General features: G+C 66.6%; 14 protein-coding genes. 4 read left to right on the top strand and 10 right to left on the bottom strand.

Features of this window, described 5'->3' with window-relative positions; translation table 11 throughout:
- Positions 1 to 44: 44 nt before the first annotated feature.
- The 4 genes from ACFE7K_RS11480 to ACFE7K_RS11465 form a co-directional block, all read right to left on the bottom strand.
- On the bottom strand, positions 45 to 413 hold the full coding sequence (locus tag ACFE7K_RS11480) for a MerC domain-containing protein (RefSeq protein ID WP_375398328.1): 369 nt from the start codon (positions 411 to 413) through the stop codon (positions 45 to 47).
- 270 nt (positions 414 to 683) lie between these two features.
- Positions 684 to 1,520 carry a TorF family putative porin gene (locus tag ACFE7K_RS11475; protein ID WP_375398327.1) on the bottom strand — a complete coding sequence of 279 codons (837 nt, stop codon included), beginning with the start codon at positions 1,518 to 1,520 and terminating at the stop codon, positions 684 to 686.
- Positions 1,521 to 1,755: 235 nt separating this feature from the next.
- The gene (gene metC / locus ACFE7K_RS11470; protein WP_375398326.1) at positions 1,756 to 2,964 is read right to left on the bottom strand and encodes a cystathionine beta-lyase; all 1,209 of its coding nucleotides are present in this window, start codon (positions 2,962 to 2,964) and stop codon (positions 1,756 to 1,758) included.
- 10 nt (positions 2,965 to 2,974) lie between these two features.
- Entirely contained in the window at positions 2,975 to 3,823 is an 849-nt protein-coding gene (locus tag ACFE7K_RS11465; protein ID WP_375398325.1) for a sulfurtransferase, read from the bottom strand.
- A 182-nt stretch (positions 3,824 to 4,005) separates the two neighbouring features.
- Between ACFE7K_RS11465 and queF the strand changes: the two genes are divergently transcribed.
- The 3 genes from queF (at position 4,006) to ACFE7K_RS11450 (ending at position 8,210) form a co-directional block, all read left to right on the top strand.
- Positions 4,006 to 4,464, top strand: coding sequence for a preQ(1) synthase (gene queF, locus ACFE7K_RS11460; RefSeq protein ID WP_375398359.1), 459 nt, complete (start codon positions 4,006 to 4,008; stop codon positions 4,462 to 4,464).
- Positions 4,465 to 4,596: 132 nt separating this feature from the next.
- Entirely contained in the window at positions 4,597 to 6,864 is a 2,268-nt protein-coding gene (locus ACFE7K_RS11455) for a glycosyltransferase (RefSeq protein WP_375398324.1), read from the top strand.
- A gap of 47 nt (positions 6,865 to 6,911) precedes the next feature.
- Positions 6,912 to 8,210: a glycoside hydrolase family 130 protein gene (locus ACFE7K_RS11450; protein ID WP_375398323.1), complete on the top strand. Its 1,299-nt coding sequence runs from the start codon at positions 6,912 to 6,914 to the stop codon at positions 8,208 to 8,210.
- 21 nt (positions 8,211 to 8,231) lie between these two features.
- Here ACFE7K_RS11450 and ACFE7K_RS11445 read toward each other — a convergent pair whose 3' ends face one another.
- Positions 8,232 to 10,175 carry an OPT family oligopeptide transporter gene (locus ACFE7K_RS11445; protein ID WP_375398358.1) on the bottom strand — a complete coding sequence of 648 codons (1,944 nt, stop codon included), beginning with the start codon at positions 10,173 to 10,175 and terminating at the stop codon, positions 8,232 to 8,234.
- A gap of 247 nt (positions 10,176 to 10,422) precedes the next feature.
- Between ACFE7K_RS11445 and ACFE7K_RS11440 the strand changes: the two genes are divergently transcribed.
- The gene (locus ACFE7K_RS11440) at positions 10,423 to 10,611 is read left to right on the top strand and encodes a hypothetical protein (protein ID WP_375398322.1); all 189 of its coding nucleotides are present in this window, start codon (positions 10,423 to 10,425) and stop codon (positions 10,609 to 10,611) included.
- 58 nt (positions 10,612 to 10,669) lie between these two features.
- Here the strand turns inward: ACFE7K_RS11440 and ACFE7K_RS11435 are convergent, their stop codons facing one another.
- From ACFE7K_RS11435 to ACFE7K_RS11415, 5 genes are all read right to left on the bottom strand, one after another.
- The gene (locus tag ACFE7K_RS11435; RefSeq protein WP_375398321.1) at positions 10,670 to 10,948 is read right to left on the bottom strand and encodes a GlsB/YeaQ/YmgE family stress response membrane protein; all 279 of its coding nucleotides are present in this window, start codon (positions 10,946 to 10,948) and stop codon (positions 10,670 to 10,672) included.
- A 233-nt stretch (positions 10,949 to 11,181) separates the two neighbouring features.
- Positions 11,182 to 12,399, bottom strand: a complete 1,218-nt coding sequence (locus tag ACFE7K_RS11430) for a M20 family metallopeptidase (RefSeq protein ID WP_375398320.1) — start codon at positions 12,397 to 12,399, stop codon at positions 11,182 to 11,184.
- A gap of 10 nt (positions 12,400 to 12,409) precedes the next feature.
- Complete coding sequence (locus tag ACFE7K_RS11425) at positions 12,410 to 12,832, bottom strand: hypothetical protein (RefSeq protein ID WP_375398319.1); 423 nt, start codon at positions 12,830 to 12,832, stop codon at positions 12,410 to 12,412.
- Entirely contained in the window at positions 12,829 to 14,463 is a 1,635-nt protein-coding gene (locus tag ACFE7K_RS11420; RefSeq protein ID WP_375398318.1) for a helicase HerA-like domain-containing protein, read from the bottom strand. The genes ACFE7K_RS11425 and ACFE7K_RS11420 overlap by 4 nt, the downstream gene beginning before the upstream one ends.
- Positions 14,464 to 14,551: 88 nt before the next feature.
- The coding region (locus ACFE7K_RS11415; protein ID WP_375398317.1) for a PDZ domain-containing protein at positions 14,552 to 15,540 on the bottom strand (989 nt) is incomplete at its 5' end.

Here is a 15,540-nt window from a genome sequence, read left to right as displayed (position 1 = left end):
TTGAGGCAATAAGGCGACCGAGGACGCCGTCCCGATGCGGCAGGTCAGCGGGCCACGCGACGATTCAGTTCATGGCCGAGCGCGAGCAGCGCGACGCCAAAGATCGTCCACATGGTTTCGCCCGGATCGCCGTGCGGCAGGCTGATCGCTCCCGCCATCATGCCCAGCCCCAGCGAACCGGCGACCGCGGGCATCATGGCGCCGTGTCGCACCACCCCGCGCCCCAGCGCCACGGCGCCCAGCCCGATCGCCAGCGTCAACCCGACCTCGTGGAACAAAGGGTGGAGCAACAGGCCGCCCGCCGAGGCCGCCAGCGCGACCAGCACCGCGCTGGCCACGCAATGGACCGCGCAGAGCCCCGACAGGCCGATCGCATACCGGTCGAGCAGCGCCATGCGGAAAGGGCGAATCATCGCAGTCATCGCGGTTGATCTAGCCGCAACGACAAGAGGATACAACATTACCTCTCGCTTGGGCCGGTGTCCTGGCCGCTCTCGCCGAAGATGGGGATATCGGGGCGGCGAGGCCGCCCCGACTTTTTTTGGAAACTCGCGGAAGAGCGAGGTTCGTGCGGTGCCGGCCCGCTCCCCCACCCGGCCGCCCATCAGGATACCATGTGGGCGGCCGGGAGGGGGAGCGGCCGGCACCGCAAAACGTGCCGCAGCACATTTCAAGCAGAACGCTTAAAAAGTCAGCCCGACATAGCCCAGCACCGTCGACCCGCGGCCGTAGAATTGGTCGAACCGGTCGAAGCGTCGCACCGAACCGGTCCGCGATCCCTTGGTGAAGGTCCCGGTGGCGCTGGAAATGTCGGTGTCGATATAGCTGACGCCGACCTTGACGTGGCCGATGGCGGCTTCGGCGGTCGCCGACCAGTCGAAATAGCTGTCGTCGCTGCCGACGAAATTGACCAGGCCGAGCGAGCCCTTGGTATAGCCGAGATGGCCCTTGAGGGTCAGCGGCGTGGTCGGAATGCCGGCGGCGAGTTCCCCGTACGCATAGATGTTGTCATCGCTGCCCGAGGTGAAGTCGAGGCCCGACTGGCCGCCCCAGGCATAGGCCGCGCCGACCTTGGCGTTGACCGGGCCGATCGTGTAATTGACCGAGGCATAGGGTTCGAAGAAGTCGGTGTTGAGGGTCTTCACGCCGCCCGGATAATAATAATAGAGCAGACCCACGTCGAAGCCCAGGCCGCCCTTCAGCGTCCGCGTGAAGCCGCCATACAAATCGACCTCGGCGCCGCCATAGCCGGTCAAGGCAGGCGTGCTGCCGTCGCGGCCGCCATCGATCGTCGAGGTCCAGACGCCGGCATACAGGCCCGATTTGTGGTTGATGTTGACCGTCGCCTGCACGGCCGGATCCTCGTTGGTCTGGGTCAGGCCACGGAAGCGATAGTCGCTGATTGCGGTGACGTTCCCGGTAAAAGTGAACGTCGGGGTAGGCGCGGTTTCTTCCTGCGCCATGGCGGGAGCGGCGATCGCAACCGCGATCACGCCGAGGCTGATATGGAAAAAGCGCATGGTATTCCTTTCGAACGGGAAGATGGCGTCGTCGCCCCTCCTGCCTCGGTGCGTGTCCAGCCTCTGTCCGCGACGCCATATGTCGGCCGGGCCGTCAATCCAGTCACCGCGAGGCCCTTTGACAAGACACCATGCAATGTACAACACCAAACGATCCGTAATCGTCGCGATAGCGCAACGATGTTGCGCCGCGGCCACAGTGGAGGGCCTTGCTGCGGTCAGCGGCCGGCCGGCATCACGATCTTTGCGCCAGTATTGCCCGGAACGCGGCAAGACCGCCGTCAAGGTCGGCGATCAGGTCGGCAACGTCCTCCAGCCCGACGTGAAGCCGGACCAGCGCGCCGCCGAAATCGCGCTTCGTCGCGGTGCGGAACCTGGCCGGATCGACGGGCAGCGCCAGGCTTTCGAAGCCCCCCCAGCTATAGCCGATGCCGAACAGCCGCAATGTGTCGATGAAGGCGGCGCGGCTGGCCTCGTCGCCGTCCTTGAGCGCGAAGGAGAACAACCCCGAAGCGCCGCGGAAATCGCGCGCGAACACCTCGTGGCCGGGACAATCGGCCAGAGCGGGGTGCAGGACGCGCGCGACCTCCGGCCGGCCGGCGAGCCAGCGGGCGACCGCCAGCGCGCTGTCGCCATGCTGCTTTAGCCGCACCGCCATCGTGCGCAGCCCGCGCGCGCCGAGCCAGGCGTCGTCGGGGCTGGCGCACTGGCCGATCTGATAGCTGATCCGCCGCAGGCGACGATACCAACCCGGTCCCGCGATGACCGCGCCGAGCATCGCGTCGGAATGGCCGACGACATATTTGGTGCAGGCCAGCGCGACCAGGTCGACCCCCCGGCCGATCGCCGGAAACAGCAGCGGCGTGGCCCAGGTGTTGTCGAGGATCGTGGCTACCCCCCGCGCCTTTGCCGCGGCTACGATCGCCGGCACGTCCTGAACCTCGAAGGTCAGGCTGCCCGGGCTCTCCATCAGGATCGCGCGGGTCCGCTCGCCGATCAGGTCGGCGATCCCGGCCCCGATCAGCGGATCGTAATAACGTGTCGTGATGCCCAGCGTCCGGAGCAGCCCGTCGGCCAGCGCCCGCGTCGGGTCATAGGCCGTGTCGACCATCAGCACTTCGTCGCCCGCCGACACTACCGACAGCAAGGCCGCCGCCACCGCCGCCATTCCCGAGCAATAGAGGTACGTGCCCTCCGCCCCGGGCTCCAGCGCGGTCAGCGCATCGGCGAGCGTCCATTGCGTCGGCGAGCCGCGCCGGCCGTAGATCAGCTGGCGATCGGTGTCGCGGCGCCCGGCGGCGCGCAGGTCGGCAACGGTGTCGAACAATATCGTCGACGCCCGCCACACCGGCGTGTTGACGATGCCGCCCGTCCATTCCGGTCGGCGCCCCGCGACGACGACCCGCGTCGCGTCGCGATCATCGTCCCGCCCGTCGCCTTTCATGCGGGATGGCTCATGCCGCGCCGGTCGCCTTGGGCGTCGACCGATCGGCGCCCCATTCGGACCAGCTGCCGTCATAGACCGCCGCCTCGTTGCCCAGCAGATGGGCGCCGAACGCCAGCACCGATGCGGTGATGCCCGAGCCGCAGGTGGTGACGACCGGCTTGGCCAGGTCGATGCCCACGGCGACGAATTCGGCCTTCAGCGCCTCCCCCGTCTTCCACGTCCCGTCATCGTTGAACAGCGTGCCATAAGGCAGGTTCTTCGATCCCGGAATGTGGCCGGCCTCGGTTCCCGGGCGCGGATCGGGCTCCTCGCCGCTGAAGCGCGCGGGCGAGCGAGCGTCGACCACCTGTTCGGCGCCGCTGTCGAGGTTCGCCTTCATCTGGTTGAGGTCGCGCACGCCGCTCCGGTCCGCCCAGACGGTGAAGTGACGATGGCGCAGCTGATCCCGGCCGGCGGCCACCGGGCGTCCCTCCTTTTGCCACTTGGCGAAGCCGCCGTCGAGGATGGCGACGTCGTGCGCGCCGAATGTCCGCAGCATGAACCACGCACGCGCGGCGGTGCGATAAAGCGAATTGTCGTAAAGGACGATGCGGCTGCCGTCGCCGAGGCCGAGCGACTGCATCCGGCTGGCGAACTTTTCGGGTGGCGGCAGCATCGACGGCAGATCGGTGTTGGTGTCGGCCAGGTCGGCGAGGTCCATGAACACCGCGCCCGGGATGTGCGCCGCTGCGTAATCGGTCGCGGGATCGTCGTTCGGGCCGCCGGGCAGCGCCGGCAGATAGGTCGCGTCGACCACCCGCAGGTCGCCTGCGCCCAGTTCGCCCGCCAGCCATTCGGTCGTTACCAGCGCGTCCATGAAATTCTCCCATTGATTGCCGAACGCGGCATTCCCTGATGGCTCAACGCGGCATGCCCCGGAATGGCGACAGCGCTCTAGCCCCACGCCACGAGACCGTCGAGCGGGACGAGCATCCATGCCGCAAAAGTCGTGCTGTGTTCCCCGGCACCGCCGGTGACGCGCCGGGCGATACGGCTTATATGCCGTCCATGACGACGCCAAAATATCTCGGCCGACCCAGCACGCTGCCCGCCACTCCAGCCGAGGCGGTCCTCGATTATGTCCCCAATCCCCGCCCCGGGCGCCCATATATGGTCCGGTTCACCGCGCCTGAATTCACCTCGTTGTGCCCGGTGACCGGCCAGCCGGATTTTGCGCATCTGGTAATCGATTACGCACCTGCGGCGACGATCGTCGAATCCAAATCGCTCAAGTTGTTCCTCGGCAGCTTTCGCAGTCACGCCGCCTTCCATGAGGATTGCACGGTCGGCATCGGCGAACGCCTGGTCGCGGAGATGTCGCCAATCTGGCTGCGAATCGGTGGTTATTGGTATCCGCGCGGCGGTATGCCGATCGACATATTCTGGCAATCGGGGCCGCCCCCGGAGGGAATGTGGCTGCCTGCACAGGATGTACCGGGATATCGCGGACGGGGCTGAAACCCGCTCGGAATGACGCACGTCGGCACATATCTTATTGCAGCGCAGCATTCCCGCAACCATATCGATGCTAGGTCGTTATCCCGAACGTGACCTGCACGCTTGGGGACGAACTTGGTCGAAGGAATGGAAATGAGCGCGAAGGTGGCTAATCCCGCGGTAAAACGCATTGCGCTGATCGGTAACTTCCTTCCTCGTCAATGCGGCCTGGCCACCTATACCACCGATACCTATTTCGCACTGGCCGATCGCTTCCCCGACCTTGCCGTCGACGTCTATGCTATGGACGACCGGCCGGAGAGCTATCCTTATCCTCCCCAGGTCACCGGAACGATCGTCCAGCAGGACCGCGCCGCCTATCTGGCTATTGCGCGCGAAATCGAGGCGAGCGGCGTCCAGGCGATCTGGGTGCAGCACGAATACGGCATCTTTGGTGGACCGGCGGGCGAGTATATCCTCGATCTGGCCGATCGCGTGTCGGTGCCGCTGATCGTGACGCTGCATACCATTCTCGAACATCCCAATGCCGACGAGCGTCGGGTGATGGAGGGATTGCTCGCCCGCGCGGCCAAGGTCATCGTCATGGCCGAGCGTGGCCGCGAGATCCTGATCCGGGTCTATGATGCGAATCCGCGCACCGTGATAATGATCCCGCACGGCGTACCCGACCGGGCAATGGTCGAACCGGACGCGATGAAGCGGCAGTTCGGCTGGGAAGGGCGCAAGACGCTGCTCACCTTCGGCCTGCTCGCCCCGAACAAGGGGATCGAAGCGGTCATTTCGGCGATGCCGGCGATCGTCGAGGCCAATCCGCACGCGCTGTACGTCGTGCTCGGCGCGACACATCCCCACCTTATCGCGCAGGAGGGCGAGGCATATCGTGACCGGCTGAAGGCCCTGACCGCCGAATTGGGGGTCGCCGATCATGTCCGCTTCATCGATGGCTTCATCGAGCATGACGAACTGCTCGATTATCTGCAGGCCGCCGACCTTTACGTCACGCCCTATACCAATCCGGCGCAGATCACCTCGGGGACCTTGTCCTACGCCGTCGGCGTGGGCAAGGCAGTGGTATCGACCCCCTATATCCACGCGACGGAAATCCTGGCCGACGGCTGCGGCGTGATCGTCGATTTCGGCGACGTCGCCGGCTTTGCGTGGCAGATCGGCCGGCTGCTGGTTGATGACGCGGAGCGCCATGCTTTGTCGTCGCGGGCCTATGATCGCGGCCGGACGATGATCTGGCCACGTCTGGTCGAGGCGGCGGTCGAGGCGATCGATGGTATCGTCGCCGCACGGCCGCGCCGATCCGCGCTGCCCAGCCCCTTTGCGCCCCTGGCGGTGAACATCACGGCAGTCGAGCGGATGAGCGACGGCACCGGCATCCTCCAGCATTCGATCTATTCGGTGCCGGATCGCCGCCACGGTTATTGTATCGACGACAATGCGCGCGCGCTGATGCTGATGGTTCAGGCCCAGGGGATTGCCGAGCCGGTGCGCGACCGGTGGACGACGGTCTATGCATCGTTCGTCCAATATGCCTGGAATCCGGACGTGCGACGCTTCCGCAACTTCATGAATTTCGATCGTAGCTGGTGCGAGGATTGCGGATCCGAGGATTCGAACGGCCGCGCCTTGTGGGCGCTCGGCATCACCGCGCGCGACGCCATCCAGGCCAAGCATCGCGACTGGGCGCGTAACCTGTTCGACGAGACCGCCGAGCTTGCCTTTGCCTTGGGCAGTCCGCGATCACATGCCTTTTCCATGCTGGGCGCCGCCGCGATCCTGCAGACCGATCCGGCCAACCGGCGGGCGCGGCCGATCCTCGAGCGGTTCGGCGATCAGCTCGTCGCGCTGGTCGATGCCGCGCGGCGGCCGCAATGGGAATGGTTCGAGATCGTCCTGGCATATGACAATGCGCGCCTGCCCGAGGCGCTGATCCGCGCCGGCATGGCGATGCGGCGTCCCGACTGGACCGCCGTCGGGCTGGACACGCTGGCCTGGATCACCGCGCGACAGACGTCGCCCGAGGGTCGGTTCCGCGCCGTCGGCACCGACAGCTTCGGCCGTTCCTATGCCGACCCCTTGCCGTTCGATCAGCAGCCCCTGGAAGCGCAAGCGGCGATCGAGGCATGCGCGGCCGCGTTCGATGCGACCGGCGACCGGCGCTGGGTCGACGAGGCGGCGCGCGCCTATCGCTGGTATCTGGGCGGCAACGATCTTGACCTGCCGCTCGCCAGCGGCACCGATGGCGGCTGTTTCGACGGGTTGATGCCCGGGGGCGTCAATCGCAATCAGGGCGCGGAGTCCATTTTGGCGCTGCAATTGGCTTCCTGTGCCATTTCTGCCCTTGGAAAGCGCGCCGGAACCGTGGCAGGGAAAGGCCGCGCCGTCGCGTAGCCTCGCTCGCGCCGCCGCTTGAACCAGGGTTACAAGCGGGGCGTCCGTTGCTTGAAATTTACCACCACAGTCTCCGGCTGCATGCCGATCCGTCGCGTGTCGTCGTTCGTCCCTTTCATATCGGCTGGGGACCCAACGGCGCATCGAGCAGGACCGAACGGCTGATCGGTGAAGTGATGGGAATGTCGCCCGCCGAAACGCGCGACGAGCTGGACATCGTGCTCAAGGATTTCGAGGCGCGGCACTGGCAGACGCGGCGCGTCTTCATGACCCGTTATGACGAGGTCGAAGGGCAGATGAAGCTCGACGGCAGCAAGATCGGCGACGAGAAGCGCCAGCTGATCGGCGCTTATTTCTGCCACGAATACAGCTATGCCGCCGCCGCGCTGATGAACCCCAGCGCGGTGCCGCATTTCGACCAGACCGGCATGCCCAAGGGCTCTATGCGGATCCTGATGTCGCTGCGCGCGGTGGGCGAGGGGCATATTTCGTCGGTCGCGTTCCGCGAAGGCATCATCACCTCCGAGAATGAATTCAAGCTTGCCCCCGAGCCGCCCTTCGCCACCGCCGCCGACGTTCGCGGCAGCGACGAGGAGCATGTCCCCGCCGGCCCCGTGACGGTCCATCGCCACCGCGATTCGACGTTGTCGGGAACGGTGATATTCCCGATCACCGATGCCCAGTCAAAGGGGCTGGAGGACCTGCGGCTGGTGCAGTTCGCGCATGAGGACGGCACGACCGAATGGCTGGGGACCTACACCGCCTATAACGGTTCGGTGATCCAGTCGGAACTGATGCGGACCAAGGATTTCCGCGCGTTCGACCTGGTGCCGATGACGGGTCCCGCCGCACGCAACAAGGGGATCGCGCTGTTCCCGCGCAAGGTCAATGGCCGCTATCTGGCGATCGGGCGGCAGGATGGAGAGAATCTGTACCTGCTCGATTCGGACCGGCTGACGCATTGGGAGGAGGGGGTCCGCATCCTGACCCCGCATTATCCCTGGGAACTGGTCCAGATCGGCAATTGCGGGCCGCCGATCGAACTTGACGAGGGCTGGTTGCTGCTGACCCACGGCGTCGGCGCGATGCGCAAATATTCGATCGGCGCGGTCCTCCTCGACAAGGACGATCCGACCAAGGTCATCGGACGGACGGTCGATCCCTTATTGGCGGCCAAGAACCAGGACCGCGAAGGCTATGTGCCCAACGTCGTCTATTCGTGCGGCGCGATCCGGCACGGCGACGTGTTGTTCCTGCCCTATGGCGTCGCGGACAGCTCGGTCGCGTTCGCGTTCGTGGCGATCGGCGAACTGGTCGAGGCGCTGAAAGCCGGGGCGCCGGGCTGACTCGCTGCAGGTGCCGCCGGCCTATCGCGCCGCCACGCGCGCATAGCGGTACAACAACGCCGCAATCGCCGCGAACACCAGCGTTCCGCCGAACAGCGCCACCGTCTCGAACTCGGCGCCGACCAGCGCGAGCGGCGCGTCCTTGCCGGTCAGCCACACGATCAGCGCGAAGGCGACGCCCCACAGGCTCTCGCCGACGATCATCCCGGTCGCGGTCAGCGTGCCCATGCGCTGCGCGGCTTCCGGATTGGCGGTCCGCCGCGCCCAGCGATCGTAGGACCAGCCGAGCACCGACCCCACCACCGTCGGCAGGATCACCGCCATCGGCAGATAGATGCCCAGCGCCACGCCGAGCGGCGGCAGGCGCAGCAGCCTGAGCAGCCCCAGTATTTCGTCCAGGACGATCAGCGCGACCCCGGCGGCGGCGCCCCAGCCGAGCATCGTCCAATTGGCGTCGCCCGACAGCACGCCCTTGGCCAGTGCCGAGATCAGCCCCGCCTGGGGTGCCGCCAGCGCGTTGGGCCCGGCGCCCGGTGCCCCGACGAAACCGATCCCGCTGTTGAGCACGTTGAGCACCGGCGGGATGATGATCGATCCGAACACCACCCCGATCATCAACGCGACCTGCTGTTTCCACGGCGTCGCGCCGACCAATTGCCCGGTCTTGAGATCCTGAAGGTTGTCGTTGGAGATCGTCGCCACGCCGAACACGATGCCGGTGACGATCAGCGCATAGGCGATCAGCGCGGCTGTGGTATCGGCGCCGGGATGCTGGCCGAACAGCCCGACCAGCAGCAGCGCCGAGGCGAGCACCGACAGGATGCCGATCCCCGATACCGGCGAATTGGACGCCCCGATCAGCCCCGCCATATAGCCGCACACCGCCGCGATCATCAGGCCGATGACCAGGATGAACAGCAACGCGCCGGCGATCAGGATCACCGCCGACCCAGCCAGCGCACCGCCCCTGAGCACGTCCCACAGCAGCCAGATGATCGGCAGCAATACCAGTCCCGAGACGACGACCACGGTCCTGATCGGCAAATCCTGCTCCTCCAGCGCCAGTGCCTCGCCGGCGTGACGCGCGGCGCTGGCCGCCATTGCCGACCGGATGCCGCCGATTACCGGCCCGGCGATCTTCACCAGCGTCCAGATCGCCGATACGCCGATCACCCCGGCGCCGAAGAAGCGCACGTCCTTGCGGAAGACCGCATTGGCCCAGGCGGCCAGGTCGCCGGCCTGTGGCTGGTAGGCGGTCAAGACCGGCAGCAGCCCCGCCCAGCCGATCGCCACCCCCAGCAGCATCGCCATCCCGACCGAGATGCCGACCAGATGCCCGACGCCGAGCAAGGCAAACGACAGGCTGCCGGAAACACCGGTCACGCCTGCCCCGACGCGGAAATAGGTCGCGGCGGTGTCGGTCACCAGCTTGGTCTGGCTGGCGATCGCGAATCCGGCCGAGGCGATGCTGTTCCACACCAGCACCAGCAGTCCGCGCCGGCTTTCCTCCTGACCCTCGCGGGTTCCGGCGCCGATCTCCAGTACCTCGGCGGCAGCAACCCCCTCGGGATAGGGCAGATCGGTGTCGACGACGAGCGCGCGGCGCAGCGGCACGGAAAACATCACGCCCAGAATGCCCCCCGTCGCGGTGATCAGCGCGGTCTGGAAATAGGGAAATCCGTGCCACCAGCCGATCATCACCAGGCCGGGCAATACGAAGATGATCGCCGCCAGCGTGCCCGCCGCGCTCGCGACGGTCTGGACGATGTTGTTCTCCAGGATGGTCGCGCCCGGCAGATAGCGCAGGATCGCCATCGAGATCACGGCGGCCGGAATCGACGTCGCGAAGGTCAGCCCGACCTTTAGTCCGAGATAGACATTGGCGGCAGTGAACAGCAACGTGATGATGCCGCCAAGCGCTATGCCGCGCAGCGTCAGTTCGGCGGCGATGAGGCGCGAGGGCATAGTCACCGCCGCTGCTGGGCGGAAGAGGATGCGGCTGGGTGTGTACGGTGGCGGATCATGCGGTACGGTGGCACAAAAAGTGCTGTCCGTAACAGTGGATTTTTGCAGGGGTATTCCGCTCCGATCGCCGGATCGGGGCCACCGGTCATCGCGCCGAGGGCGGTAACCACTTGTCAGTAAAGCGCCGGTAGGTTTTTGCTGCGATGCGGTAACAGGAGCGGGCTCCTGGTGAAAGAGCGAGTGGAACATGGCCGAGATTGCGGTTTTCACATATGGGTTGCTGACCTCGTTCGTACTGAGCAGCGCCTCGCGCAACCAGCGGCTGCAGCGACCCAATCCACGAAGCGTCGAATATGTCGGCTATCTGCTGTGCGGCGCCTCGGGCGCGCTGGGCTTGCTGGCTCTCGGCTATGCGAGCCTGACACAGATCGCCTGAACGTGAAAAGGACGGCCCCGCCAGGGACCGCCCGTTCCGTTACGATGATGTGGCAAGATTAGCGGATCGATCCGCGACGAACGAGGTTGACGATCGCCAGCAGGACGACCGCGCCCAGGAACGATACGAGCAGGGACGGGATCGATCCGACCAGCCGGCCGTCGCTGGTGATCGGCGCGATGCCCAACAATGGTGAGATCAGATATCCGGCAAGAACCGCGCCGACGACGCCGACCACGACATTCAGGAATATGCCCTGTTGTCCATTGGTCCGCATGACGATGCTGGCCAGCCAGCCGATGACGCCGCCGACGATGAGAAGGATGATTAGGCCCATTTCACATACTCCTGTTGCCCAAGGGAGCAGAAAAATGCTGCTTCCTCCAAACCAGCGGCGCCCGTGGCCGCTGTCCGGGGTAAATACGTTTTCGCCCGATGGTAGTTCCGCCAGCGCATCGATCTGACAATGGACTGCCACCCGATACGGGACGACCCAGGAGCCTGTTTGAAACGCGTTGAGAGCGCGTTTGACTACCGAAACTCGCTGTTAGCGAGTTTGCAAACGGACACTCAACCGAATCCGGCATCCAGGAACCGCTCGGCAAAGGCGCAATGCATCGCCACGCCGCGCGCCATCACCGATTCGTCGATCGTCATGTGCGTATTGTGGAGCGGCGGACGCACGCCGACATCGTCCGCTCCCGCCGGGGCCACGCCGATGAATGCCATGGCGCCGGGCATTTCCCGCAGCACGTAGGAAAAATCCTCGCCGCCCATCATTGGCGTTGGCATCGTCTGCCACGCGTCCTCGCCGCCCAGCCCGATCGCGATGTCGCGGACCAGGTCTATCGCGCGTGGGTCGTTCATCGTCACCGGATAGCCGTCGTCGATCCGCACCTCGCAGGAACAGCCATGCGCCATCGCGACCAGTTCGGCGACGCGTTGCAGTCCATCACGCGCACGCGCACGCGTCGTTGCCGACAGCGTGCGCAGCGTGCCGAGCATCGTCACCGCATCGGGGATGATGTTGTACGCCGATCCCCCGCTGATCCGGGTGATCGACAGCACGCATGGGTCGGTCACCGGGATCTGGCGCGCAACGAAGGTATTGAGCGCGGTGACGATCTCGCACGCGACGGGGATCGGATCGATCGCGTCGTGCGGCATGGCGGCGTGCCCACCCTTGCCGCGCACGGTGAAGTTGAGCGCGTCGGTCGAGGCGAGCAGCGGGCCTGCCCGGCTGACGATCTGCCCGGCGGGTGCGTTGGGCATGATGTGGAGTGCAAAGGCGCCATCGGACCGCTTTATGTCGAGCAGGCCGTCCTCGATCATGAAGCGCGCGCCGTGATAGCCTTCCTCGCCGGGCTGGAACATGAACACCACCGATCCGGGCAATTGATCGCGCCGAGCGCACAAGGCGCGCGCCGCGCCGACCAGCATCGCGCTGTGCGCGTCATGGCCGCAGGCGTGCATGGCGTTGGCGATGGTCGAGGCAAACGGCAGGCCGGTCTCCTCCTGCATCGGCAGTGCGTCCATGTCGCCGCGCAGCAGCACGGTGCGCCCGTTGCTGTCGCCGCCGCGCAGGATCGCGACGAAGCCGGTAGTCGTCTTGCTGTCGTGGATTTCCAGCGGCAGGCCGGCAAGCGCCCCCTTGATCTTGGCCGTGGTCAGCGGGCAGTGCAGCCCGATTTCGGGCTCGCGATGGATTGCGCGGCGCAGCTCGACGACGCCGTCCAGTTCGGCTTCGCTGGCGGCGGTCCAGTCGGTTTGGGGGGCAAACGAGTCCATGCGGCGTCTCCTATCGCCCCGATCCTAGACCCGTTTCCCTCGGGAACCAACGCGCCGCGCGCAACCAGCCGCCGAACAGCGTCAGCGGCACCGCGGTCGCGGCCAGCGCGATGGGATACCAATGCGGTCCCAGTGCCATGTTCCAGGTGACGAACACGCCCAACGTCGCGAAACCTGCGACAGTCATCCCCAGCACAAGCGCGTGGCGCAGGGGAGCGGCGGGGGCCAGCCGCGCGGTCAGCCAGCCGCCGGTGATCGTGATCACGCCGCGACAGGCGAGCGCCAGCACGGTGAGCGCGGGCGCCACCATCGCGCCGCGCGGGATGACGCCGCTCGCCCCCATCGCCTCGTCGAGGCCAAGCGACAACAGGATCACCGCGACAAACCCGCAGAGAACGGCGCCGATGCTGCGCAGGATGCGGGCGAGGGTCACCGCCCCTTGAACAGGCCGCCCAGCACGCCGCGCACCAGCCCGCCGATCACGCTGCCGCCGACATTGCGCGACGATCCGAACACCGCCTTCGACACCTCATTCGCCACCGCGCGACCGGCGGCCGACGAGGCGGAGCGCGTCGCCGAGGTGATCGCGCGGTTCCATGGCGAATTGGCCGCGGCCTTGGCTTCGGCGGCGGCCTGGCGTTCGCCGGCAATCCGGGTGCGCTCGGCTTCCTTGGCGGTGCGCGCATCCTCCTTGGCCCTGGCCGCGGCATCCTTGCCGGCCTGGGTCTTGGCGGCGGCCTCGGCGGCGGCGGCGGCGGCTTCGCTCGACTTGGCCTTGAGCAGCTCCTCGGCCGATTCGCGATCGACCAGATTGTCGTATCTGGTGCCGATCGCGTCGGTCTCGATCATCGTCTTGCGCTCGTCCGGGGTGATCGGCCCCACCCTGCTGGCAGGCGGCGCGATCAGCGTGCGCTCGACCGGGGCCGGCGCACCGTCGGGCTGGAGCAGCGAGACCAGCGCTTCGCCGACCTTCAACTCGGTGATGACGGTGGCGACATCGACCCCCGGATTGGCGCGAAACGTCGTCGCCGCCGCCTTCACCGCCGCCTGGTCGCGCGGGGTAAAGGCGTTGAGCTTGTGCTGGACCCGGTTGTTCAGCTGGCCGGCGACGGTATCGGGGATGTCGATCGGATTCTGGGTGATGAAATAGACGCCGACGCCCTTCGATCGGATCAGCCGGACGACCTGCTCGATCTTGTCCTCCAATGCCTTGGGGATGTCGTCGAACAGCAGGTGCGCCTCGTCGAAGAAGAAGCAGAGCTTCGGCTTGTCGGGGTCGCCGATCTCTGGAAGCGATTCGAACAATTGGCTGAGCAGCCACAGCAGGAACGTGGAATAGAGCTTGGGGCTCTGCATCAGCTTGTCGGCGGCCAGGATGTTGACGATCCCGCGGCCCTTGTCGTCGACCCCCAGGAAATCCTGGATCGAGATCGCCGGCTCGCCGAAAAAGTGGTCGCCCCCCTGGCTGCGCAACTGGAGCAGCGAGCGCTGGATGGTGCCGACCGACTGCTTGCCCACATTGCCGTAGGTAATGGTCAGTTCGTCCGCGCGGGCGGCGCATTCGGCGAGCATCGCCTGCAGGTCGTCGAGGTCGAGCAGCAGCAGCCCGTCCTTGTCGGCGACGGTGAAGGCGATCGTCAGCACGCCCTCCTGCACCTCGTTGAGGTCGAGCAGCCGCGCCAGGAGCAGCGGCCCCATCTCGCTGACGGTGGTGCGGATCGGGTGGCCCTGGTCGCCGAATAGGTCCCAGAACTGCACTGGATTGTCGCGATATGTCCAGGCGGTGTCGCCGATCTCCCCGGCGCGCGCGGCGAAGATGTCGTGGGTCCGGGCGGTCGCGGAACCCGCCATCGCCAGCCCGGCCAGGTCGCCCTTCACGTCGGCGACGAAGCACGGCACGCCGGCCGCCGAGAGCCCGTCGATCAAGCCCTGGATGGTGACCGTCTTGCCGGTGCCGGTCGCGCCCGCGATCAGGCCGTGGCGGTTGGCGCGCTTCAGTTCGAGCGCCTGCGGCTTGGCGCCGCCCGGCCCGGCGCCGATGAAGATACTCGTCAGATCGGTCATGCGCGCCCCTTGCGGTAATCACGCGGCGATATGGCGCGAAAGCGGCGGCCCGGCAAGCAACCGGCCGCCGCTCGATCAATGCGCCGGCTCAGCTCTTGAACTTCACCGGCACATATTGCGCGCCCTGGCGGGGGCGCGTGACGTACAGCAGCACCGACGTGCGGCCCTGCGTCTTGACTGCCTGCACCGCCGCCTCCACCTGCGTCGGCGTGGTCACGGCGGTGCGGTTGACCGACGAGATGACGTCCCCGCGCTGGAGCTTGGCACCGGCATCGCTCGACGGGTCGATCCCGGTGACCACCACGCCGGTCACGCCGGTGCCGAGGCCGAGTTGCTGCGCGATCTGCGGCGTGATCGCCATCACCTGGATGCCGAGCAGGTCCGTCGCGGCGTGCTGTTGCGGACCACTCTGGGTAGGGCCGCCGGGCACCTCGCCGTTGCCGCGGTTGGGATCGGTCAGGGCGGCGAGTTCCTCTTCCGAGGGGCGCGTGCCGACGACGGCGTTGATCACCATCGGCTTGCCGTCCCGGATGACGTCGAGCCGCGCGGTCGCGCCGGGCGCGATGTTGGCGACGAGGTAGCTCAGCGTCTGGTCGGGGTTGACGTCCTTGCCGTTGACCTTGAGGATCACGTCGGCCTGCTTGATCCCCGCTTTGGCCGCGGGCTGGTTGGGCTCGACGCTGCGGATGATCTCGCCCTGGTCCTTGGTCAGGCCGAGCGACGCGGCGATGTCGTCGTCGACCGGCTGGGGGCCGACGCCCAGATAGCCGCGCTTGATCGCGCCGCCCTTCATCAGCGTCGCGACGATCGGGTTGGCCTCTTCGGCGGGAATGGCGAAGCCGATGCCGACCGAGCCCTCGCCAGGCGAGAAAATCTGCGAATTGATGCCGATGACGTTGCCGCTCAAATCGAACATCGGCCCGCCCGAATTGCCCTTGTTGATCGCCGCGTCGGTCTGGATGAAGCGGTCATAGGCGCCGCCCTGGCCCGTGACGCGGTGCAGTGCGGAGATGATGCCGGCAGTGACGGTGCCGCCCAGCCCGAACGGATTGCCGATCGCGATCACCCAGTCGCCGA

It is taken from the genome of uncultured Sphingomonas sp., assembly GCF_964244265.1.
In the GTDB taxonomy this organism is placed as follows: Bacteria; Pseudomonadota; Alphaproteobacteria; order Sphingomonadales; family Sphingomonadaceae; genus Sphingomonas.
Note: the sequence above shows the minus strand (reverse complement) of the source record. Positions and strands in the feature narration are given on the sequence as shown.

What these genes read in the sequence shown, in the direction of transcription:
- metC (WP_375398326.1), bottom strand. Translation starts at nt 2,964, where the DNA reads ATGAAAGGCGACGGGCGGGACGATGATCGCGACGCGACGCGGGTCGTC.
- ACFE7K_RS11435 (WP_375398321.1), bottom strand. Translation starts at nt 10,948, where the DNA reads ATGGGCCTAATCATCCTTCTCATCGTCGGCGGCGTCATCGGCTGGCTG.
- queF (WP_375398359.1), top strand. Translation starts at nt 4,006, where the DNA reads ATGCCGTCCATGACGACGCCAAAATATCTCGGCCGACCCAGCACGCTG.
- ACFE7K_RS11465 (WP_375398325.1), bottom strand. Translation starts at nt 3,823, where the DNA reads ATGGACGCGCTGGTAACGACCGAATGGCTGGCGGGCGAACTGGGCGCA.
- ACFE7K_RS11475 (WP_375398327.1), bottom strand. Translation starts at nt 1,520, where the DNA reads ATGCGCTTTTTCCATATCAGCCTCGGCGTGATCGCGGTTGCGATCGCC.
- ACFE7K_RS11480 (WP_375398328.1), bottom strand. Translation starts at nt 413, where the DNA reads ATGATTCGCCCTTTCCGCATGGCGCTGCTCGACCGGTATGCGATCGGC.
- ACFE7K_RS11455 (WP_375398324.1), top strand. Translation starts at nt 4,597, where the DNA reads ATGAGCGCGAAGGTGGCTAATCCCGCGGTAAAACGCATTGCGCTGATC.
- ACFE7K_RS11440 (WP_375398322.1), top strand. Translation starts at nt 10,423, where the DNA reads ATGGCCGAGATTGCGGTTTTCACATATGGGTTGCTGACCTCGTTCGTA.
- ACFE7K_RS11445 (WP_375398358.1), bottom strand. Translation starts at nt 10,175, where the DNA reads ATGCCCTCGCGCCTCATCGCCGCCGAACTGACGCTGCGCGGCATAGCG.
- ACFE7K_RS11420 (WP_375398318.1), bottom strand. Translation starts at nt 14,463, where the DNA reads ATGACCGATCTGACGAGTATCTTCATCGGCGCCGGGCCGGGCGGCGCC.
- ACFE7K_RS11430 (WP_375398320.1), bottom strand. Translation starts at nt 12,399, where the DNA reads ATGGACTCGTTTGCCCCCCAAACCGACTGGACCGCCGCCAGCGAAGCC.